Below are 21,974 nucleotides of genomic sequence, written 5' to 3'. Positions count from 1 at the left end.
ATGTGTATGTGTAATGGTGTGTATATATCTATTATATCTACACCTACAAATCTAATGGATTTTTAATAGAATCAAAACTGCTTTTTGCAACATGTGTGTAAATTTCTGTAGTTTTCGTTGAACTGTGGCCTAATAAAATTTGAATGTAGCGAATGTCTGTTCCTGCTTCCAGTAAGTGCGTTGCAAAACTATGCCTTAATATATGTGCACTAACTTTCTTTCTTATTTTTGCTTTAATGGCTGCGGTTTTTACAATTTTACCAACACTGTTCGGGCTGTATTTGTCTTTAGTTGGACTTTCAAAAAGATAATTTGTTGGCTTCCATTGTTTGTAGTAAGTTCTTAAATCATTTAAAGTATTCTTTGATAGCAGTGTATATCGTTCTTTGTTGCCTTTAGCGTCTTTTACATGAATTAGCATTCGGGAGCTGTCAATATCGCTAATTTGTAGATTTAAAAGTTCACTTCTGCGCAATCCAGCTGAATAAAGTAAGCTAACAATACAACGGTGTTTTATATTTGGTGTGCAGTTAATCATTCTTTTAATATCTTCCTTTGCAAGAACAACAGGTAGTTTCATTTTTACTCTTGGACGTTCTATTCTATATAGTCTATTGGGCATGCCAAGGACAATTTCATAATAAAATTTTATACTATTTATGGCAGTGTTATTATAGGAGTTTGAGCGTTTTTCTTGGGTTAATACCTGAAGATATTCTCTTATGTCATTTTCGTTTAGATGATCAATTTCTTTATCGTAAAAATGATTAATAAATGCTTCAAATGCCGTTACATAAGACTTTACAGTGTTATTAGCATACTTCTTTAATTCAAGCTTTTGTAAATAGGATTCAGGGCAATATTTATAATTTTCAGACTTTCCTCGTTTTCTATACCAATCAATATTAAACGTTTCATCTAATTGTTTAGAGCGTGTATGTTGGAAAAAATATTTGGAGTCTATCCAAGCCACCCCCTTAAATATACTATAAATACTATCTAAATTTGGTTTATTGTTTGGAACATAGTACATGTTGAATTCCTCACTCCATTTAATATCTTGAAGTTCTTTAACAAGTATTTCTAGTGCCTTGTTTGCGTAAAATTGAAGACCTATAAACTTTCTATTATCAATTAAAAGATGCTTAATGGTAATATGTTGACTGAATTTCATCTGGTTTTATTTTATTAAAGCTAACAATTTGAAATCAAGTAGTAGTTTGTTATTCGTATATTAAACGTCTAAATAACACTTATGTATGTTTAATAACGAAAAACCTAAATTATGTCTCTCTTGTGAAAAATTAATATTGGGACGCTCTGACAAAAAGTTTTGTGACTCTTACTGTAAGAGTTCATTTCACTACAAAAAAACTTTAGAGGAAGTACCTCGATTTTATAATTTGGTAGATAATCAGTTAAAGAAGAATAGGCGCATACTTAAAAGTTATAATAAATCAGGTTTGGCCACCGTTAGAATTCAGATATTATTGGAGGAAGGATTCAATCCTAATTTTTTTACACACTATTGGAAGAATACCAAAAACGATATTTATTTATTCGTTTACGAATTTGGATTCCTTAAAAAGGACGAGAAATTTATTCTAATAAAGTGGCAAGATTATATGAGAAAAACACCTACATTTAGCCTTTAATAATTACTAATCAGAAAGTCAAAAAGTGCATACGTTTTGCATACGATTTCAAAATAAAGCAGCTCAAACACCCAGTGTTTGTGTTGAAAAAGCGGTTTAGGTCGGACTCATAACCCGAAGGTCACTGGTTCGAGTCCAGTTCCCGCTACAACAAGCCAGATACGAAAGTGTCTGGCTTTTTTTTGTATAAATAATTCTGAAACTCGCTTCAATAATTACTAGAACAAAAAGAAGCCCAAATTTTAGTATCAAATTTAGTGTAATGCTCAAGATAGCCACATTGTGGATTATTTTATTTTAAAAAAAACAATGCAGTTTTCATAAAAAAGCAAACATTTACAGAAATCAACAATAGGATCAAATATTTTTTGTTTACGAAATATTCCCAACTTTAAATGCTGATATTGATTTATATAAGTTAAAGTAGGATTTTTATTTTTCTTTAATTTTCCAGCTTAAAAACCTTAATGAAGCTATCATGTTCTAAAAAATTAAAAATATAAAACGCACAAGACTTAAAAATTGTCGGATACATATCGGAAGCACACTAGTAGCCACTCAAAATGACCATTATGGTGTGCATTGCAATATCAGACTCAGATTAAGTTTTTGTTTTACCAAGATGAGTAAAAGTTTATTTTGGCTTTCATCTTTTCGCGGTCTTCATATATAGATTAACCGACATTATATTACTTGAATAAACGGTTAAACTTAAATATAATTTCATGCCTATCATAGGCAACTCTATATCTATTTATCTACTTTAGATAAATAGGTGAATATTTCTTTTTAATAATTATTATTCTTTAAGTGTTTCCTCAAATAATTTATAAATACGGCGGTATTCATCAGACCAGCTGGAGGCTTCAATAAAACCATGAGATTCCATAGGGAAAATAGCCATTTCCCAATTTTCTTTCTTAAGTTCAATTAATCGTTGAGACAAGCGAACAACATCTTGAAAATGTACATTTGTATCTACCATACCGTGAAGTATAAGTAGATTATTCTTTAAACCTTCAGCAAAATACAAAGGAGAGCTTCGTTTGTAAGCTATCGGATCTTCAGTAGGAGTATTTAAAATATTTGAAGTATAACCATGATTGTAATGTGCCCAGTCGGTTACGGATCGTAATGCTGCACCACTTTTAAATGTATCTGGCGAGTTAAATAATGCCATTAATGTAATAAAACCACCGTAAGAACCACCATAAATGCCAAGTCGATCTTTATCTATTCCTTGTTGATCAACTAAATACTTAGCACCATCAATATGGTCGTCTAAATCTTTCCCTCCCATATGTCTGTAAATAGACGTTCGCCAATCTCTTCCATAACCAGCACTTGCTCTATAGTCTATGGCTAAAACGGTATAACCATTATCAACTAAAAAGTTATGAAACATATATTCTCTAAAGTAAGAAGACCACCAATAATGTACATTTTGAAGATAACCAGCACCATGAACGAAAACCACGGCTGCACCATTTTTATTGGATGCTTTTGGCTTATAAAGCGTTGCTGGAACCTTGGCACCATCTCTAGCGGTAAATTGAATAATTTCAGAATCTATCCATTTGTATGAATTAAACTCCTTGGTGGTTGAGTTTGTAAGCTGCTCCATTTTAGCAGCAGCTTTATTTGGCATAACATATAATTCCCAAGGTTTATTGGTATAAGAATAACGAATAGCTAATTGCTTTTCGTCTGGGGAAATAGTGACCTCATGTCCTCCTTTTTGTGATGTAATCTGCGTCATTTTTCCTCCTTTAACAGGTAAATGATAAAAGTGATGTTCGTGAGGACTCACTTTATTACTTGTTATGAAAAATGTATTTTTATCTTTCGATAATTCAGTGTTTAAAATTTCGAAATTTCCAGATGTTAATGCTTTTACTTTTCCGGTGTTAACGTTGGCAGTATAAATATGTGAATATCCTGTTTTTTCAGATTTAAACCAGATGTTGTTATTATCGATCCAGCCCATTCCACCCCAACGAATTTCTGGTCCACCAATCCATGCGGCATCATGTTGTCTATCAATTTGTTTTAAACTTCCGTTAGCAAGATCTAAAGTCAAAATCCAACGGTCTTTATTATCTTGTGAAGTAATACTTACAACAGCCTTACTGTCGTCAGAAAAAAGAGGAGAGCCAATACTTACATTTCTAGGTGATTTATAAAGTGGATTGAATACAGAGTCTTTTGTTACATAATCTTCCCTGTATTTAGGTTTGTTAAAAATACCTTCCAGTTCATCTGCTTTAATTTGATATGTATCTCCAGTTTTTAAATTTAAAATCCAAGACTCTGAAGTAGCTTGTTTACTACCAACTTTAGAACGTGTATTTAAATCGGTTGTATAGCCACTTTCTGTAACGAAATCTGGTACAATAGTATTTCTGCCTTTTGCAGATTCATATAAACTATAAACAACATAGTTTAAATCTGGAGAAACATTCATTCCAAATAGTATTTTACTTCCAGTATATATGGGTTCTAAACCCTCTATTTTAGTTTGTTCATTCCTGTATTGGCGAGCATCACCTTCATTTTTTCGTTTGGTAAGGACGTTAAATTGTGTTAGCTGATCCTCTTTTAGCCATTGGTCTTGAGTTGTTTGTTCGCTATCAGATTTTTTCGAACCTTTTTTAAAGTTGGTGAGTTGTTGTGTAAATCCGCTTTTAATATCCCACTTAAATAAGTTGCCATCTAAATGATAAACAATAGAGCTTTCGTCTCCCGAAAATTGAGGACTTGACTCTCTAGCTTCAGTTTTTGTTATTTGTTTAACACTATAATTAGACATATCCATTAGGTATAAGTCACCGCTTTTTGAATATACTTTCCATTTGTAATCCTTTGTGTACTCGCCAAAGCCAGAACTATTCTTAAGTTCAGAAAAAGTGCGTTTGCTAATAGCTTTTGATTTTACATTTACTTTGTATGACGAACTTAACGTGTCTTTATTTGGGGTCCAGTTAAAAAAAATGTCTTGGCTGTCATCTGACCAATTTATACGAGATGGGGAATACCCAACAAAGTCTGCACCAAGCATTATTTGGTCGATGGTAAGTTTTGATTTATTGATACTTTGAGCAAAGCTCATTGTGGTGGCTAATAAAAGGAGCCATAGGACAAGTTGTTTCATTTTAAACTAGAGTTAATGTTGCTGTAAATGGTTTATTTTGCCACTAATTTAAAGGTTTAAAGATGAATTTTAGAATTCTTTTTAATTTAAAAAACATCCCTTTGTATATGTGTGAAAGTGAATGGAAAAGAAGCGGATGTTGTATGAGAGAATAATGTACACCTGCCTTTCAATTAATGATAATAAAAAGTCAATTGTTTTGGTTACGTATAACTATTTTTTTTATGTCTAATTTAAATTTTCATTACCAAAATAAACACAAAAAAAACCCAAAATCTAGATCAAATCTGGTCACTTAATGATAGTCTTAACCTTCAAAGTTCGGATAATTTACTTTATTTATTAACCGCTCTATAATTCTGAAATCTATATGGAATTGTGGTATACTAAAATCTTATTGCTAATTGAAGCACTCTGTTATGATTCGCTCTATAAATAATCATTAGATAACTCTTTTTAAGCTACTTCGTTTGGAATGTTATTGAATTTTGGAAGAGACAGTGATTAATAGTTTTCACTATTGTAATATCAATCATTTCCAGAATCTATTTATGGCGCATTCCTACAATTTATTAATTTTACCAATTGGTTTAGTTTCTATAGTCTATCCTGCCGTTTTGATTAACTTGAAAAGGGCTTAAGTTTATATCAAATTGAATACAGGGCCCAACAAGACATAGATAATAATAAAGAGGATAATTGTACCTATGCAGCCGCACTTACCGCCACCTATTTTTTTTGCTCCCCAACCAGCAAGGAGCGCTCTAAATATATCTTTCATATTCTCGAATTTAAGTCATAAATATAATGTAAATTCATATTTGCTATGTGCCCATTAACAAAAAATCATATCTCAAATACTGACTGATCTATACATTTATAGCCTCGACTTTAAATTTAAGTCTAAATGCATTTATGCTTTAGTTTTATTCTTGAAACAAATGTTCAACTATCACTTTTGCTGCAATCTGGCTACCTTTTACAGATGGATGAAACCCATCGGAGCTGTAATAGTCGTTCTCTTCAGTGGAATCCACATAATCTTTCCAAATTTCGCCAACTGGTAACAAAATTGAATTATTTATTGATGCGGCATCTTTATAGTTTTTTATAACATTATCAAACGTATGATAATAGCTTAAAGAAGGCCAAACCATAAAGTAGCATAGTTTGGATTCGTTTAATTTACATAATTTACTGTATTTTTTCCCGTATTTAATCAGCATTTTTCGTCCATTACTTTGCGATGAAGGTCCCTGCTGAAGAATTACAAAGTCATATTTTTTATTTGAAATTAGTACTTGGGCTTTTCCATCATTCCAATGGTCTTCAATGGAGTAGTTGGGTAGCGCAATCAATTCTGTATGTACTTCTATTCCTTTTAACTTTGCATTTTCCGCAACAAGTTGTGGTAAACTATTAGTGAAAGTAAGGCTGTTGCCTATAAATAAAACACTAAATTCTGTTTTAGTATTTTTACTTGATATTTCTTGTTGACTATATAAATTAGAATGGGCAATTAGTAATGTAATAAATAAAAGAAATAATTTTTGCATATTTTAAGTTTAAAATGTCGCCAACGGATTTGTTTAGGAAAAGTGCGAATTTGTGTCCGGGAATTTTCATAAAAAATTCAGAGAAAAAATACGCACTTTTACTTTTGACTAGGTACTAAAGTAAGCTTTTTTTAAGCACGTTTTAAGTTAGTGGTTAAAACAGCCTAAAGTTTAGAGAGTTATGGAAGACTTAAAAGCTTAGGGCTTTTATTGCTATACTTAAGGAACAATCTACAGCACTAATTTTCCCTAAATGTAAAATAAAAAGAACATTTAAATTTGTACTGAACATTTTCTGGCCATAAAACCCCATTTAAACCGCCATTAGAATTGCCACATAATGACAAACGGCAGCTGCCAGAACAAAGAAATGCCACACGGCATGGTTATAAGGATATTTTTCCCATAGATAAAAGATGACGCCCAAAAGGTATAAAACACTTCCGATGAGAATCATTGCCATAACCCCAATCGGTATAGCACTAAAGAAAGTGCGCCCACCAACCAACATAATTCCTCCCATTGCTATATAAGCGAGCGTAGATATAATATTCCATTTGCCGGTAAAAAATATCTTAAAAATAATTCCAATGGCGGTTAGACTCCAAAGAACAGTTAACAATGTAATACCAAAAGCATTGTTCATGTAAATCAATAAAAATGGTGTGTACGTCCCAGATATTAAGAAGTAAATACTAATATGATCTAGGATTTCGAAAACCCGTTTAGCCTCGGCATGCTGAAAACCATGGTAGAGTGTAGAAGACGTGAAAAGTTGTAAAAAGCAAAATCCATAAATTGCCGCACCTATAACACCCGGTGTATTATCGCTTTTTATAGCGAATGCAATCAGGATTGGAATGCCTACTATACCGAAAATTATTCCGAAGCCATGTATAATGCTGTTAACAAGTTCTTGCTGGATTTTTAAATTGGGGTTTGGAGCGCGCATTAAATTAGAATTTTGGTTATGTATTTTGGGTAGATATTTTTATAAATTTACTTAATGTTGGAAATTATGTCTGGTTTTCACAAATTGAATTCCGCAATTTAATTTCATCACAGATAGTAGTTGTGATTATTCATTTTAGATATTAATAATAATTTTATTATTTATTGGAATGATATACTATATCGAACTCTTCATGATTTCATAATCTATGATTATAAAGGTACATAAAATTTAATAACGGATAGTTTTATCTTAAATAAGTTTGAGAGATAAGTTTTTTGGTTAACTAACATTCGGAAACCTGATTTCATGATTAAAAGATTGCAAGAAAATAGGCCATCAAATTTAAATTCGGTGGCCTATCTTGAAATTTTTATAAAGTGTAATTTGTTTATATATAATTTGCAGTGTTGTTTTTTACTCTACAGTAATAGTACCTTGCATGACAGCATAATGTCCAGGGAAACTACATATAAATGTGTAAACGTCCGGTGTTTCGATACTGAAATTAATGGAGGCACTTTCACCACCACCTAACATTCTGGAGTGCGCAATAATAGATGATTCAAAAGATTCTGGAATATAATCGGTTTGCATAGACGATGCTGCTTCATTGGTGAAAGCGGCTAAGTCTGTTCCAGGTTTTAAAATAACAATATTATGTCCCATAGCATTTTTTGACATACTACCAATATGGCTTAAGGTTAAAGAAACTTGCTGTTCGGCTACGACTTGAAATTCAGTTTGTTCAAATTTCATCTGATCATCACTTGACAAAGTAAAAGATATAGGTAAAATTGGATCTGGTGTTACTACTGACTCAGGTTCGTCATTATTGTCACTGCTACTACAGCCAGCTAGAATTAAAGCTGAAAATAAAAGAGAAATTAAAATTATTTTCTTCATTGTTTTTAAATTTAGTTATAACAAAACAAACATAATGCATTTTTTTAATATTCAGGAATGTTTTATAGGTGTTTGTGCGTTAAGTCTTAATCCTTAACTGTATAGTGGTGGGTTTGCTGTCTTGTTTTATAATAACTTTAGTATTAAAGCGCCATTAATATAACAGTTATGAGTATTTCCTGTAACTGTTTTTGGCTTGTATCAATCTGCTTTTCTAATTTAAAAAATAATTGAAATGCAATCGAAAATCAACATATTTCAATTGAAAAGTAATTGGTTTCATGTTCTCTGTAATCTCGAAGCAACAAAATTCAATTTTCACCATATAATTAGTCGCAAAAGTAAAGTGTATAAAACATGGAATAAACTCGTTCGTTCTTATCCAGTCCATACAGTTTTACATGAGTTAAAGCGCTTGGAAACTGCTTTTATTTTATTCCAAATGGTTTAGTTGGTAGTTCTTTCAACCAATCTTTTCCATATTTTTTATTTAAATAATCAGAAATAATTTGATTGTTTTTAGTTGTTCTTTTAAAGGTTAAAGGGTCAATAACACAATTCTCCTTAATAAGTCCAATTCCATATTTTTCTTTGAAATATGCAAGCTCTTTAGGTATGGAGTTGTCTATTCCGTGAATTATGAAATTGAGTGTTCCATCAGAAATTCTTTGTTCAATTTCTTCGTCGGTTAGATTTGTATCTAATTTCAGTGGAAAAGAAAAATCCTTGTCATAAACCGCCGATGTCTTTTTGTCTACTAATCGAATTGTTATGGTGTTTTTTTTATCTGTAATTCTCGCAGGATAATAGGTGTATGCCGTAAAATCTTCTGTTGCAAACCTAAATTGATATTTACCTTTACTAGGCAATATTATTTTAAAACTTTTGGTGTCATTAATGTCAATGCTTTCATTTGTTTCGCTTATAAAAAATTTACCCGAGTTTAGTTCCTTGCCAGTTAAGTTCTCGAAAACTACTTCTGCAATTATTTTTTTTTCACTCGCATTACAAACAATTAAGTTCAAAGCTAAAATTAGAGTCAATAGTGTTTTTTTCATCGTTGTTATTTGTTTTTCAAATATTCAATTTTAATCGTTTTCTTACAAGTCAGTTTTAGGCAACTATCTTTTTTGGTTATTGAAACCATCTTTTGGTTGAGGTAAAATGTTTACAGCGTGCTTGTATAAGATTAGTAGGGCGGAAAAAAAGCGACCACCATTTGGTTAAACACAAGCCAAATTTAAAAATTTAGTAACCTATCAAAAGTGCTTTTGCGTTCTGTTGTTCAATTCCGACTTAACCAAATTTAAAATAATTATAAAAATTTAGCAAACTCTTTTGCTATTTTGGCTTAAGCGTTGGCTGACACGAATAGCAAATGGGCTTGCGGATATGTATTTAATAATATAAATTTTAAATCTATTAAGATTGTCAAAGCCATATTTTAATCAAAAAAAAAGGCAAATCTTCGGATTTGCCTTTTGAATTAATTTACTATTTGACTAGATGTGGAAATAACGCTCTCTATAAACATTTCCATTCGGTTGCTACCAATTGTTCAGAAACCATTGTATTTCTATTCTTCATTGTAAGTGACATTATTGCATTATAAAAACTGTGATTGCCTTGAATCGCATAATCTCAAATTTCATTGCGAATAAATTCTTCTAAATGATTATTAATTAAATCGTGTTTGGCAGTCAAACAAGCTTCTTTTCCTATTTTAGGCTTTTTTATTTGCTTCAATAAAGCCTCATTTTCTAAAATACTATGAATGTATTTTCTGTTTTGTATTATTCATAATTTATTCTTTTTATAATTACTGATATAGTTTAAATTGTAACGCTTTGTTTTTCTTGCATTGCAAGACCAGCAAGTGTTGTAGTTAATGCGACGTGTATCATAATATTCATCCAATTTCCAGATGGAATATGAACTAATACTAAAGCCATAAGCATTACGAATGCCAGAAAAGTATATGCAAAAAAAGTTTGTTTGTTAATTAGCAATAAAATACCCGCAATAAGCTCAAGTAATGCCAATAATGCTCCAAGTGCATAAGTTCCTGTATCGCCTAGAAAGGCAAGTCCGCTTTCTTTTAAGAAGTCTGCCATATTCTGCAAACCAACGCCACCCAAAAAGCCTTCAATAAATTTTTCCAATCCACCCCAAATAAAAAGTAGTGCAAATCCTATTCGGATAATTAAATTTCCTATTCTTGTTTTCATATTTATGTAGTTTAAATGTTACCATACAAAGATAGTATTGGTCTGTAGTTTAGTCTCTATAGATAATTCCCAGCATATTGTATATAACACCGATATTTTGTTTAAAATTTCGTTAATTTACAATATGAAATTAGAATATCAAGGTATCATCGAAGACAGCTCATTTATTTTGACCAACTTTAATTGTGCGCCAGCGCAACAATTACTGGAAAACAAAGGATTGTATAAAATAATTTGGGCTAGAGAAAATGACTGTTCCATTACAGTGGATGGTTACAGTTTTCTTTTAAAAAAGCACCAAATCCTTTTTAGCACTACTTTAAATATTCTTGATATCCCAAAGAAATCTGGAATTATAGCCATCGCTTTTAACCGAGAATTTTACTGCATTAGAGATCACGACCACGAGGTTTCTTGTAATGGAATGTTGTTCTTTGGTTCTTCACAACCACCTGTAATTACGCTTTCTGAAAAAGAGGTAAAAAGTTTTGAAACAATTTTTTCAGTTTTTCAAGAAGAATTTGAAACGTGTGATCATATCCAAGGGGAAATGCTACGTGTAATGTTGAAGCGCTTACTTATTAAATCAACCCGATTGGTTAGAGATATCCAAGGCATACAAGATTTACCAAGCTCTCAAATGGAATTGTTGCGAAAATTCCATATTCTCGTAGAGCAACATTTTAGGGAAAAGCATAAAGTAACAGATTATGCTGAACTATTGTTCAAGTCGCCCAAGACTATTTCAAATGTTTTTAATAAAGCTGGTTATCCTTCGCCGTTGACCGTAATTAATGAACGTATAATATTAGAGGCAAAACGGTTGTTGTTATTTTCAGATAAAACAGCAGAGCAGATTTCTTACGAATTAGGATATAAAGAAGGGGGGCATTTCTCAAAATTCTTTAAATCACATTGTGATTTGCCACCTGTAGAATTTAGAGAGAGCAATCCAGAGAAAAGAAAAACCGTCTAAATTATTTTTAGACGGTTTAACAAAGAAAAGTTTTATAAACTTAATTTACTAAAAGTGTGTATTCTGGTGTTGGGTTCAATGGGCAGAAGTAAACATATTCGCCTTTTTTTAAAGTCACTTCCTTTGTTTTTGAAGTGCTTCCCGTTTTCACAGGTTCAGTTACATAAGCTGCTTTTATGTGGTTTGCTTCATTAGTATTTCCCTTTGGAGCAAGCACGAAACCTACTTCGTGGGCTACATCTTTATTTGCGATTTCAAAAACATAAGTACCTTCTTTTAGGGTTAATGTTTTTTGTTTAAACTCACCATCTGTTTGTTCTAAAGAAATGGTTTGTACACCGTTTTCTTTGCCTTCATTTTTGTCTTGACCACAAGAACTAAGGACAAAAAGGCTCATTAATAGGACTGTTGTAATTGCTTTCATAAAAATTTATTTTTATTTTCAAATAATTTGTTTGTTATGTTCTTTTGAACACTACAAAGATTTGGTTTTTTGAGAAACATCATATTATATCTTTATCCCATAAGTTTATATATTGTTCCCGAGCGTGATTATTATTATTGATTAAAAAAGTTAGTTAATGAGTCAAAATATTCAATTTCGATGATGCGTTGGCAAAAAGCTCTTTTGTTTTTTTAAGAAGTTGGTGGCGCGTTTTGAAAAAAAACAATTCTGCCTTTCGTGAGTTGCTTTTTTTAGCCTTGCACTTAACGTTTTTGTGTATGGACGGTAGCGTATTAAAGAATGAACCATTCCAAGTATAATTCTACGTGAAAATTCTGTATGGATTTTCCAGTTGAGCACAGACTCAGCAATAGTTATAAGTCTGCAATAGAAATCATTAACTTGTTAATAATCAATAAGAATTTATATATCAAGAGAATTACCTTGACATTCTACCATTAGTCGAACACGCCAACTCTTTCCAGAGAATATATTTGAAGAATTTTTCGCCAATGTACTGCACATGTGTATTGAAAAAGGTATGGTGAGCGGGCATACGCAAGCCATAGACTCTGCGCCTATAAAAGCCAACGTCTCGATGTACAGACTGGAACTTAAAGTGCCAGAGAAAGATCTTGCCACACATTTACATAAAATACGGCATATTAGTGCGATGGATAAAGAAAACCCATTACGAAAAAGCAAAGAAAATAAAGGCAGTAAATACACAAGCAATAAAACCCATTACAGTCCTACAGACCCAGATGCACGCATTAGTGACAACCAATAGGGTATAGGAATTTAATCGATGAAGTTTTCGCGGGTTATGAGTGGGTTCTTTTTTAATTCTTACAAAGAGTGCCGATAAGTTTAGAAACTCAATTTCTTTATCTTTTTGAGCGCTTTTAAATTCTATATCGGGAATGTTTTTAAAAATGATTATTTTGAATGCTTTGTCCTGAAATATAGTTGCCAGCTATAAGGGGATTGAAAGAAGTGGGAAAGTGAAAAAATGAGCCTTAAATTTAGTTGGTTTGACTTGTCCATTCGTAGTGATATAGGTTTTTACCGCAGTATTTTGCTGGCAACTGGCTTTATATTTTTCACATTCATATCCATTAACAAAATCAAAGATTTCCTTTATCATAAACGCTTTGAAATGGTCAGAATTCAAATGTTCACTGAATTCAGTTTGATCTTTTATTTCGAGTTCTGCTTTTATTTATTATTCTGTCGTTTGTCGCAAGTAGACGATTACGAATCACGAAACTTTCGATCTTAGAAAAAGTTTGATGCTAGTCACACGGGTTAAACACAGCACTAAATCGCCTATTTTTTATATCATCTTTATTGGCAACGGGCATTAATTTATACCATTTGAGGCTCACACGGTTCAATTCAAGTCTTTACTTATTAGGGTTCCAAAAAGGTTTGATTTTAACGTGTTTGGTATGACAGTACAATTCTTGTCTAAAAAACTGGTTTAACGCTATACAAACCCTGCTGTCTCTAATAATATAAAACACATATACAGTTAAATATCAATACTTAACCAATATACTAGCAATTTTTTTCAGGTCTATTTCATTAATTTCTGTCTGCGGTGCTAATGGGAATATTTGTTGTCCCGGTCTGTTTATAAATGCCGCTCTCCATCCGGCCCATAGTGCACCAGCTACATCCCATCCGTGAGCCGCAACTAGCATTGCTTCATTAGGTTGTATTCCCATTTTACGTGTTGCCCATTCATAGGTTTCTCTAAAGGGCTTGAATTTTCCAACGTCTTCAACGCTTAAACGTTCATCAAAATACTCGGTTAAACCTGCGCTTTCAAATTGCTTTTTTACGCCTTCGTTTGATGAATTTGTGAAGGAAACTAAAGTGTATCCATCACTTTTTAATTGCGCTAAAGCTTCTTTTACTTCTGGATGCGCTGGTAAGCCACGTAACGAATTCACCACTGTTTTGCGGGCATCGTCTTCAGACATTTCTATACCATTGTTTGCGGCTACCATTTGTAAAGCTGCTGCGCCAATATTTCCAAAATGCTCGTATTGTCCACTTGCTGTGGTTACCAAAGAATATTGTAACATCGCTGTAAACCATAAGGACAGTAAATCTTCTCTGCCATTTAAAGCTAGACTAATCACTTGTTTCATATCGGTAAGATCCAGCAAGGTTTCATTAACATCAAAAAATATTACTTTCGGTCTTGTTTTATTTGTCATTATAGTTGTGTTTTCTGGTGAATTTCCTAATACTAGATTTGGCACGAGTAGTCCTGTTGTTCCCATTAAACCTAGTTTTTTATAAATTTTCTTCTGTTACTTTTCATTATTGTTTGGTTTTTCTAAAATTTTTTAACTGAAAAGAGTTGATTAAACTTAACGGATCCGCGCAACTACTGTTTGAATTGTAATTCAAGTATTTAGCAAAAAAAATAAAGGGAGAATCAAGTTGATTGTTGTTCGTTTAATAACTCCGTTAATACTTGCTTAAAAGTATCTACGGGTTGTGCGCCTGTTACGGCACTTTTTCTGTTAAACACCATGGTTGGTACCGAGTTAACACCTAAATTTCTCCAATACTCTTGTTTTGTGCGTACTTCGTTTTGGGCCTCTTCATTGTCTAATCTGGCTAATCCATCTTCGGCATTTAAGCCAACGCTTAAAAGAGCTTCTTTTAAAATGACTCTTTTAGACACATCTTTTCTGTCGCTGAAAAAGGCTTTAGTCAATGCCATTTTTAATTGGGTTTGCTTGTTGAAATCTTTAGCATATTCCAATAAAATGTGGGCGTCAAAGGTGTTTGCCATACGCATTTCGTCAAAATAATCGAATTTAAAACCTAATTCTGCACCAGCTTCCATCATTTGCTGTTGCGATTGTTTTTGTTGGTCTAAAGTCGAACCGTATTTTTCTGAAATATGCTCGATGACGTTTTGACCTTCGGCTGGCATATTTGGATTGAGCTCAAAGGGTTGCCATTCTATTTCTACTTGGTCTTCGATTCCCAATTCTGAAATGGCTTTTTCCAAGCGTTTGTAGCCAATGGTACACCAAGGACATACAACATCTGAAACAATATCAATTTTTAATTTATCAGTCATAATTTTATCTTTTATTATTTCTACAACAATAAACGTGTTATTTACTAATTAGATTATTGTTTAGAAAGCGGTTTTCTTTTATTTCATATTCAGTGATTTTATCTGCTTCAACAACATTTAAAACCATAGAATTAACAATTCTGCTTTTACTTAAATCTTTATTTAGAATACGTGCTTTATGAAAAACACCTAAAGTATCTACATTCGGTTTTGGGCTGCTATTATTCAGTATAACAATGGAATATTTATTCTTGTTAGCAGTACTTATTTTAGAAGTGAAAGGTTTTAATAAATCGTCTTCCGCTTTAAAAACAGGTGAAAATGTACTGTAATAATCTTCAGGTGTTTTATAGGTTTCGGCGTAAGCGTGGTAATCTGCAATCTGCAATTCACTTTTAATCTCACTAGGTTCGTACCCTAACATCAATATAGATTGATCTGCTGCATTATCGACGTGAAAAGGGGTGTTTTCCTGCTGATCAAAACGAACTAACCAATGATAGTCTAGCTTTTTATTGAATTTTGAGACCGTGAGAGCCGATAATTCTTTCTTTAGATCTGTCAATATGCACCTAAATTGATACGGTGTAAGTTCTTCACTAAAAACAAGATGCATAAAACCAGGCGCTTCCGTGGTCGTTCTAAAAACTGTATTGAAGCTCTTTTCTGCTAGTTGTTTTATTGTTTCGTTTTTAACTTCCATCATCCTAAATTACCTTTCAATTTTCTGTTTTAAAATGTTATGAGTTCGCTAATTTGCAGTTTAGCTTTTACGTTACTATAGTTTTTCAAATCTGCGGCGAGGGTTTCTTGATGAGGCCCGAAAGACTCCTGAAACGAGGCTATACTATCAAATTTTAAATGAGCTATGGCTACGTAAGGTGCAGGTTCTCCAGGAACTCGGCTAGCGATACCTAAATCTAACTCTAAATCTTTTAAAGCACTACCAACTAATTTCGAAACCATTGGCAAGTGCGTATTTTTGTAATATTCGGCATCAAACTGTACATCTTTAGCGTTTGGATACATTACGGATACTTTTATCATACTTTTTTTATGAAATTAGTAAACCTTCTGCAAAATTAACAGAAGGTTTACAACTATTAACCATTAGTTTATGAGACTACATTTCTATTTTTTCCAAGCAAATTTTTGGAAACCCTCATCCACAGGGGTGTTTGCAATATGGTTTACATAATTACTAATTGTTTTTTGAGACAATCCCAAGATGATTTCCAACACTTGTGCTTCGCCATAACCCGCTGCATAAAACGCATCTAAATCTTCTTGCGACACGTTTCCGCGATTACGAACGATGCTTAATGTCATTGTTCTTAAGGCTTCTAATTTTGCGTTTTCCAATGGTGTTTGGTTGCGCAATGCTTCTGTGATGTTATCGTCTACTTTCATCATTTTTGCAATTCCTGTATGTGCAGGGACACAGTAATGGCATTCGTGTTCTACGTTGATGGTTTGCCACACAACGGTTAATTCTTCATCGTTAAGTGATGACTCTGTAAACAATTGGTGTAAGGTTTGGTACGCCTCTAAAATTTTTGGCGCTCCTGCTAATACCCCGTGTAATCCTGGAATCATCCCATACGCTTTTTGAGATTGCTCTAATAAAGTTTTGCTTCCTTCCGGCGCTGTTTCGATGTTGTGAATTTTTAATGTTGTCATAGTTTTTATTATTATAGTTTATGTTAATTATAACTAAACGTCTGTTTAGTTATGGTGTAAAAAAAATGTTTATAAATTTTTAAAGGTCATTTCAATATAATCTTCAATTTCTTGTTTGGTGTTAACGCGTGCTGCGGCAGCTAAACCGTGTTTTGCTAATAACAAATAATTGGCTTGCTTAATTATGGTTTGTTCATCTTTAGATGTATCTATTTGTAATTTTTCTATGATGATGGATTTTAAATTATGCATAAAAGCATTCATTTGTTCTTGAATTAATTCATCTTCTTTTTCAGAAAACTCGTTATAGGTATTTGTTAAAAAACATCCTTTTAAATTATCGTCTTTAAAATTTGAACTTACAGAATCATAAAAAAACTGTTTAATATCAGCAACACCATTTGTGCCTTTTCTGAAGGTTTCTAAAAGACCATTCACTTTACGTTTGTATTGCTTTAAGCTTTCCAGAAACAAACCGTGTTTGCTCCCAAAACTTGAGTATATAGAAAACTTATTGATGCCCATTTCCTTTTCAAGCATTTGCATAGAAGTCCCTTCATAACCCTTTTGCCAAAACAAATGCATTGCTTTTTCAACAACTTCCTCTTCTATATATTCTTTTTTTCTTGCCATTATTTCTAACTACAGCACAAAACTAAACGAATGGTTAGTAATATGCAACTATTTAACTTTTCTTTTTAATTTGAAGAAGTATTGCGGAAATTGATATAAGCTTCACTACTTGGTAAGATTCGAAGTGAAGTCTAGTATCTACTTAAGTTTCTAGTGGTTTTTTAAGAAGCTTGTTAATTCTGAAGGCTCTGCTCTGTTGCGATAGTCTGCATCTAAAAAAGCGTAAATTATTTCGCCATTTTGGTCAATGATATACGTTGCTGCCAAGGGCAGTTGATTAGATGCATCGCCATTATGAGCATTTAACTCAAAAGATTGGTTGTACATTCCCGCGACTTCATCAGTCAGCTCAAATACGATTCCATATTCCTTGGCAATTTTATTCCCAACATCACTTAAAACTTCAAAAGCTAAGTCGTTTTTTTCTGAAGTGCTAATGGATTCATCGGGCAATTCAGGGGTTAAAGCGATTAAATTAGCGCCTTGTGCTTTAAAATTTGATAATTCTTCTTGTAATGCATTCAGAGTCAAATTGCAATAAGGACACCATCCGCCGCGATACCAAGTTAAAACAACTTTTCCTTCTTTTAAATATTCAGATAAACTAACAGGTTCGCCCAAAGCATTGTTTAGAGTGAAATCTGGGGCTTTATCTCCAATTTGTTTCGCAGATTTTACGATGCCGCTTTTTTCTACAGATTCAATACCTTCTCGGTACGCTCTTTTTTTAGTATCGTCTGCTTTTAGTGTAAAGTTCGTTTTTTTATCTTCCAGTTTTGATTTCAGTGAAGTAGACTTTTCTTTTTTCATATCCTGTGCTTTATCGTTATTCTCTTCTTGTTGTGTTTGTTTTCCATTATGGCAAGATACGATCAGACAACTAGCAAAAATGGCAGTTAATACTTTAATTCTCATATTTATTTATGTTTTTTTAATAGTGATAAGGGTCGAATATACATAAAAAAAAATACTACCTTTTTAATAGAGCGGTAATCTCCTTAACGGTTTCCCGAGCCGTTTTACCCACACCGTAAATTGTGGCAGACGCAAACCCTGTCCAATTGCCATAGCCAACAAGCCATAAATTGGATTCTTTTATTGAACGTGTACCTTCCGTATTTATTTTGTTGTTTTCAGTAAGGTTTAAGGATTCCAAATGATTTAGGTTAGCTCGAAAACCCGTGCACCAAATCACAGCGTCAAATTGCTCCTTCGTACCGTCGTTCCAAATTACTCCGTGTTCATAAAACTCTTTGAAAGGACGAACGGCGTTTAACACATCTCTGCTTCGGGCTTCTTTTACACTTTTCACCATAACAATATTAGCCAAGGAAACACTATGGTCTTTGGAATGCTTAATCGTTTTTCCTAAATATTTTAGAGTGGCTTCGTTGAATAGGTAACGCCCGTCGATATCATTAGGAAGAAAAGTAGGTTCATTTGAAGTCACCCATTTGGTATGGGCTACTTTGGACACTTCTGCTAATATTTGTGCGCCAGAATTCCCTCCGCCAACAATAAGAACATTTTTGTCTTTAAACTTGTCGGAATTGCTGTAATTGACGGAATGAATTTGCGTTCCAGAAAAGTGAGTAGCGTTCGGATATTTCGGAATAAAAGGTTTGTTTGCGGTGCCTGTTGCACTTACTAAGGTTTTCGAATAAAAATCACCCTTATCTGTTTTGGTTATGAAAAGTCCATTTTCTTTCTCCACTTGAAAAACCTTAACTGGTCTTTGAATAGGAAAGTCATAACGGTTTTCATAAGCCGATAAGTATTTTATGAATTCCGCTTTGGTAGGATATTCTTCATTGCTTTTAGGCATCGCCCAACCCGATAAGGAACTATATTCGCTAGGAGAGAATAATTTTAAATCATCCCAAGTTTCCAACCAAGCTCCTCCAGCTTCTTTATGATCGTCCAAAATCAGATATTCCAAAGCACTTCTTCTTAAAAAATAAGCCACAGACAATCCTGCTTGTCCGCCACCGATTATAATAACGTCATATACTTTCATTTGCATAATATTTTTTTCTTAACCAAAAAGAAACCCGAACCAATAAAATGAGGACAGGCACTTCAACCAATGGACCAATTACTCCTGCAAATGCCTGCCCAGAATTTAGCCCAAAAACTGCTATAGCAACAGCAATGGCCAACTCAAAGTTATTGCCTGCTGCTGTAAAGGAAACAGCTGCGTTTTTCTTATATGAAGCTCCCATTGCTTTGGTAAAGAAGAAGCTGATAATGAACATTAAACTAAAGTAAATAATCAGCGGAACAGCGATGATTAAAACATCTATAGGTATTTCAACAATCAATTCCCCTTTGAGCGAAAACATAATGACGATGGTAAACAATAAGGCGATTAGGGTCATTGGTGATATGGTGGGAATAAATTTTTCCGTGTACCACTTTTCTCCTTTTAGCCTGACCAAGATTACCCGACTAAAAATTCCCATTAAAAACGGAATTCCTAAATAAATAGCCACACTTTCTGCAACTGTTGCAATAGGAATGTCGATAATAGCCCCTTCAAACCCGAAATAGGGAGGAAGTACGGTAATAAAAATCCAAGCATAGAAACTATATGCAAAAACTTGAAAAACACTATTTAATGCTACTAAACCTGCTCCATATTCGCTATCGCCTTCGGCCAGGTCGTTCCAAACCAAAACCATTGCGATGCAACGAGCTAAGCCAATTAAAATAACACCAACCATATATTCCGGATAATCGCGCAAAAATGTAATAGCCAAAAAGAACATAAGAACGGGGCCAATAATCCAATTCAAAATTAATGAAACAGAGAGGATTTTGGTGTTCTTAAACACTTTAGGCAAGAGTGCGTAGTTCACTTTTGCCAGTGGCGGATACATCATTAAAATCAATCCTATGACTATCGGAATGTTTGTAGTTCCGCTACTAAACGAATCGATAATACTGGGAAAGGATGGGAAAAAATATCCAATGCCTACGCCTAAAAGCATAGCGATGAATATCCAAAGGGTTAGGTAAGAATTGAGAAAACTTAATTTTTCTGAAGCCATATTGTGGTCATTTTATTTGAGAGAAAACGTAAAGTAATTCGGTTGCAATTTGCAGACTTCTTTCCTGATATTTTGCTGCTTGTTGTGGCGTATTGTCGAATATTTTTGGGTCTTCAAAAGTGATTGCAATACGTTTTTCGGCACCTGAAATAAATGGACAACCACCATCTGCTTGTGAACAAGTCATTACTGCAGCAAATTCAGATTTCGGGTTGAAATCGTCATCAAACTTTTTTGAAAATCCGATTATTGGATGGTCATTTTCAGAAAATTTAATACTGTAAATGGGATTCTCGTTTTTTGAAATCATTTTTATCTGAAAACCTGAATTTCGCAAAGTTTCTGTAACCATTGGAAAAAGTGCATTAGTCTCTGTTCCTCCTGAATAACAAAACACATTTTTAATGTTGAAGAAATTAGCCATTGTTTGTCCCCAAACTTGCGAAAAATGACTTCTTCGTGAATTGTGAGTACAGATAAAATTGATATTAACCGATTGATTCTTTGAAACTTTTAGCTGAATAAAATCCGTTAAGGGCTGTAAAATAGCTTTACGTTCGTCCGAAATCGTTTCTGGTTTTAAGGCTTTAATACTCATTTCAATTTCTGAAAACATCTTTGGTTGTTTTGAAGTCATTTTTCTGAAGGTGTTATTTAACAACAGCTACCGCCTGGAGTACAAGCAGATTCCTCTTGTGTTCCAACTGCAGTTAATTGTGGTTTTAATTTTTCTTCGGGAATTCCGCATTTATCTTTTGCCAAACAATCGGTCTCTTTATTGGTTAAAAGAAAGTTTTTCTCGTCAAAGTCCAATCCGAATTTCCCAATGGTATTTCCTTGGTATTCCACTTCAATATCTAAATCGCCAATACCCAAGGTTTTTTCTGAAAGTTCAATGATATGCAGTAATTTTTCTGGATGTAAGCGGTGGTTATAATCATCGGCATTCCAAAGTTGGAAGTTCACGACCTCCTCATTGCGAACTGTGCCACCACAATCGATAAAATGTTTGGTGATTTTGCCAACTTCTGTGACGTGAAAGTGGTTAGGAACCAATTCGCCATTAGATAATTGAAAAGCGATGTTGTCCAGTTGATTTAAGTTTTTTTTAACTTCTGATAGCTTCATATCTATATTTGTTTATTGCGATTATACGATTGATTGTATTAAATTTTTTTTAGCAACAATCTGCTTTAGGAATGTCTTGGTCTAAAAATTCGTACATTATTTTCTTCATTTTAATCCAGTTTTCACTGTCTATACAATAGCAGACTTTTGCTCCTTCAACAGTGCCTTTAATTAGTCCTAATGCCTTTAATTCTTTTAAATGTTGGGATATGGTAGATTGGGCAAGTCCAATTTCTTCCGATAAATCCCCACAATAACAAGCGTCTATTTCAAACAGTTGTTGTAAAATAGCCACTCGCGCAGGGTGCCCAAAGACTTTTGCGAATAAGGCAACTTCTTCTTGTTTATTTGTATACATAATTACTTAATCGTTTAATCGCGATATTACGATTACTTATTGATCTAATAAAATTATTTTAAATAAATATCGCTTTTGTTTTTATTCAGATTAGAATTGAGCGTTTGCAAAAAGAATAAATGTGCAGTATGCAAGGCTAGTTTTTGC

General features: G+C 33.2%; 21 protein-coding genes and 1 pseudogene. 2 read left to right on the top strand and 20 right to left on the bottom strand.

Annotated elements, in window-relative coordinates:
- Positions 1–43: 43 nt before the first annotated feature.
- From xerA to BZARG_RS02870, 7 genes are all read right to left on the bottom strand, one after another.
- On the bottom strand, positions 44–1,174 hold the full coding sequence (gene xerA, locus BZARG_RS02915) for a site-specific tyrosine recombinase/integron integrase (protein ID WP_008635216.1): 1,131 nt from the start codon (positions 1,172–1,174) through the stop codon (positions 44–46).
- Positions 1,175–2,454: 1,280 nt separating this feature from the next.
- On the bottom strand, positions 2,455–4,806 hold the full coding sequence (locus BZARG_RS02900; RefSeq protein ID WP_040287952.1) for a S9 family peptidase: 2,352 nt from the start codon (positions 4,804–4,806) through the stop codon (positions 2,455–2,457).
- A 926-nt stretch (positions 4,807–5,732) separates the two neighbouring features.
- Positions 5,733–6,362 (bottom strand): SGNH/GDSL hydrolase family protein, encoded by a 630-nt coding sequence (locus BZARG_RS02890; protein WP_008635221.1) that lies wholly within the window; start codon positions 6,360–6,362, stop codon positions 5,733–5,735.
- Between the two features lie 313 nt (positions 6,363–6,675).
- Entirely contained in the window at positions 6,676–7,314 is a 639-nt protein-coding gene (gene trhA, locus BZARG_RS02885; protein WP_008635224.1) for a PAQR family membrane homeostasis protein TrhA, read from the bottom strand.
- Positions 7,315–7,731: 417 nt separating this feature from the next.
- Positions 7,732–8,220 (bottom strand): azurin, encoded by a 489-nt coding sequence (locus tag BZARG_RS02880; RefSeq protein ID WP_008635219.1) that lies wholly within the window; start codon positions 8,218–8,220, stop codon positions 7,732–7,734.
- Positions 8,221–8,648: 428 nt separating this feature from the next.
- Positions 8,649–9,278: an FEKKY domain-containing protein gene (locus BZARG_RS02875; protein WP_008635239.1), complete on the bottom strand. Its 630-nt coding sequence runs from the start codon at positions 9,276–9,278 to the stop codon at positions 8,649–8,651.
- Between the two features lie 774 nt (positions 9,279–10,052).
- Positions 10,053–10,448: a DoxX family membrane protein gene (locus BZARG_RS02870; protein ID WP_008635220.1), complete on the bottom strand. Its 396-nt coding sequence runs from the start codon at positions 10,446–10,448 to the stop codon at positions 10,053–10,055.
- A 124-nt stretch (positions 10,449–10,572) separates the two neighbouring features.
- On the opposite strand from BZARG_RS02870, the gene BZARG_RS02865 reads away from it, so the two are divergent.
- Positions 10,573–11,424: an AraC family transcriptional regulator gene (locus BZARG_RS02865; RefSeq protein ID WP_008635245.1), complete on the top strand. Its 852-nt coding sequence runs from the start codon at positions 10,573–10,575 to the stop codon at positions 11,422–11,424.
- Between the two features lie 40 nt (positions 11,425–11,464).
- On the opposite strand, the gene BZARG_RS02860 is transcribed toward BZARG_RS02865, so the two are convergent.
- Positions 11,465–11,848 (bottom strand): cupredoxin domain-containing protein, encoded by a 384-nt coding sequence (locus BZARG_RS02860; protein WP_008635236.1) that lies wholly within the window; start codon positions 11,846–11,848, stop codon positions 11,465–11,467.
- 469 nt (positions 11,849–12,317) lie between these two features.
- On the opposite strand from BZARG_RS02860, the pseudogene BZARG_RS02855 reads away from it, so the two are divergent.
- Positions 12,318–12,647 (top strand): annotated as a pseudogene (locus BZARG_RS02855) (IS1182 family transposase); the annotation flags it as partial.
- Positions 12,648–13,410: 763 nt separating this feature from the next.
- Here the strand turns inward: BZARG_RS02855 and BZARG_RS02850 are convergent.
- From BZARG_RS02850 to BZARG_RS02795, 12 genes are all read right to left on the bottom strand, one after another.
- Positions 13,411–14,163, bottom strand: coding sequence for a haloacid dehalogenase type II (locus BZARG_RS02850; protein WP_008635248.1), 753 nt, complete (start codon positions 14,161–14,163; stop codon positions 13,411–13,413).
- A 158-nt stretch (positions 14,164–14,321) separates the two neighbouring features.
- A complete protein-coding gene (locus tag BZARG_RS02845; protein ID WP_008635237.1) occupies positions 14,322–14,978 on the bottom strand; it encodes a DsbA family oxidoreductase in 657 nt (218 codons plus the stop codon).
- Positions 14,979–15,015: 37 nt separating this feature from the next.
- Complete coding sequence (locus BZARG_RS02840; RefSeq protein WP_008635218.1) at positions 15,016–15,684, bottom strand: hypothetical protein; 669 nt, start codon at positions 15,682–15,684, stop codon at positions 15,016–15,018.
- 26 nt (positions 15,685–15,710) lie between these two features.
- Positions 15,711–16,025 carry an EthD family reductase gene (locus BZARG_RS02835; RefSeq protein ID WP_040287949.1) on the bottom strand — a complete coding sequence of 105 codons (315 nt, stop codon included), beginning with the start codon at positions 16,023–16,025 and terminating at the stop codon, positions 15,711–15,713.
- 84 nt (positions 16,026–16,109) lie between these two features.
- Positions 16,110–16,658, bottom strand: coding sequence for a carboxymuconolactone decarboxylase family protein (locus BZARG_RS02830; RefSeq protein ID WP_008635247.1), 549 nt, complete (start codon positions 16,656–16,658; stop codon positions 16,110–16,112).
- Positions 16,659–16,727: 69 nt separating this feature from the next.
- Positions 16,728–17,291 (bottom strand): TetR/AcrR family transcriptional regulator, encoded by a 564-nt coding sequence (locus BZARG_RS02825; RefSeq protein ID WP_008635230.1) that lies wholly within the window; start codon positions 17,289–17,291, stop codon positions 16,728–16,730.
- A gap of 150 nt (positions 17,292–17,441) precedes the next feature.
- Positions 17,442–18,206 (bottom strand): peroxiredoxin-like family protein, encoded by a 765-nt coding sequence (locus BZARG_RS02820; RefSeq protein ID WP_008635215.1) that lies wholly within the window; start codon positions 18,204–18,206, stop codon positions 17,442–17,444.
- Between the two features lie 55 nt (positions 18,207–18,261).
- Positions 18,262–19,314 carry an ArsO family NAD(P)H-dependent flavin-containing monooxygenase gene (locus BZARG_RS02815; RefSeq protein ID WP_237702568.1) on the bottom strand — a complete coding sequence of 351 codons (1,053 nt, stop codon included), beginning with the start codon at positions 19,312–19,314 and terminating at the stop codon, positions 18,262–18,264.
- Positions 19,295–20,341 (bottom strand): ACR3 family arsenite efflux transporter, encoded by a 1,047-nt coding sequence (arsB, locus tag BZARG_RS02810; protein WP_008635228.1) that lies wholly within the window; start codon positions 20,339–20,341, stop codon positions 19,295–19,297. Before arsB ends, BZARG_RS02815 begins: the two co-directional genes overlap by 20 nt.
- 7 nt (positions 20,342–20,348) lie before the next feature.
- The gene (locus BZARG_RS02805; RefSeq protein WP_008635222.1) at positions 20,349–20,957 is read right to left on the bottom strand and encodes an arsenate-mycothiol transferase ArsC; all 609 of its coding nucleotides are present in this window, start codon (positions 20,955–20,957) and stop codon (positions 20,349–20,351) included.
- 38 nt (positions 20,958–20,995) lie between these two features.
- Positions 20,996–21,469 carry a DUF6428 family protein gene (locus BZARG_RS02800; RefSeq protein WP_008635241.1) on the bottom strand — a complete coding sequence of 158 codons (474 nt, stop codon included), beginning with the start codon at positions 21,467–21,469 and terminating at the stop codon, positions 20,996–20,998.
- A gap of 49 nt (positions 21,470–21,518) precedes the next feature.
- Positions 21,519–21,827 carry an ArsR/SmtB family transcription factor gene (locus BZARG_RS02795; protein ID WP_008635243.1) on the bottom strand — a complete coding sequence of 103 codons (309 nt, stop codon included), beginning with the start codon at positions 21,825–21,827 and terminating at the stop codon, positions 21,519–21,521.
- Positions 21,828–21,974 lie beyond the last annotated feature (147 nt).

The sequence above is a fragment of the Bizionia argentinensis JUB59 genome, from assembly GCF_000224335.1.
Lineage (GTDB): Bacteria > Bacteroidota > Bacteroidia > Flavobacteriales > Flavobacteriaceae > Algorimicrobium > Algorimicrobium argentinense.
The sequence above is the reverse complement of the archived record's forward strand: the minus strand, read 5'-3'. Positions and strand labels throughout refer to the sequence as shown.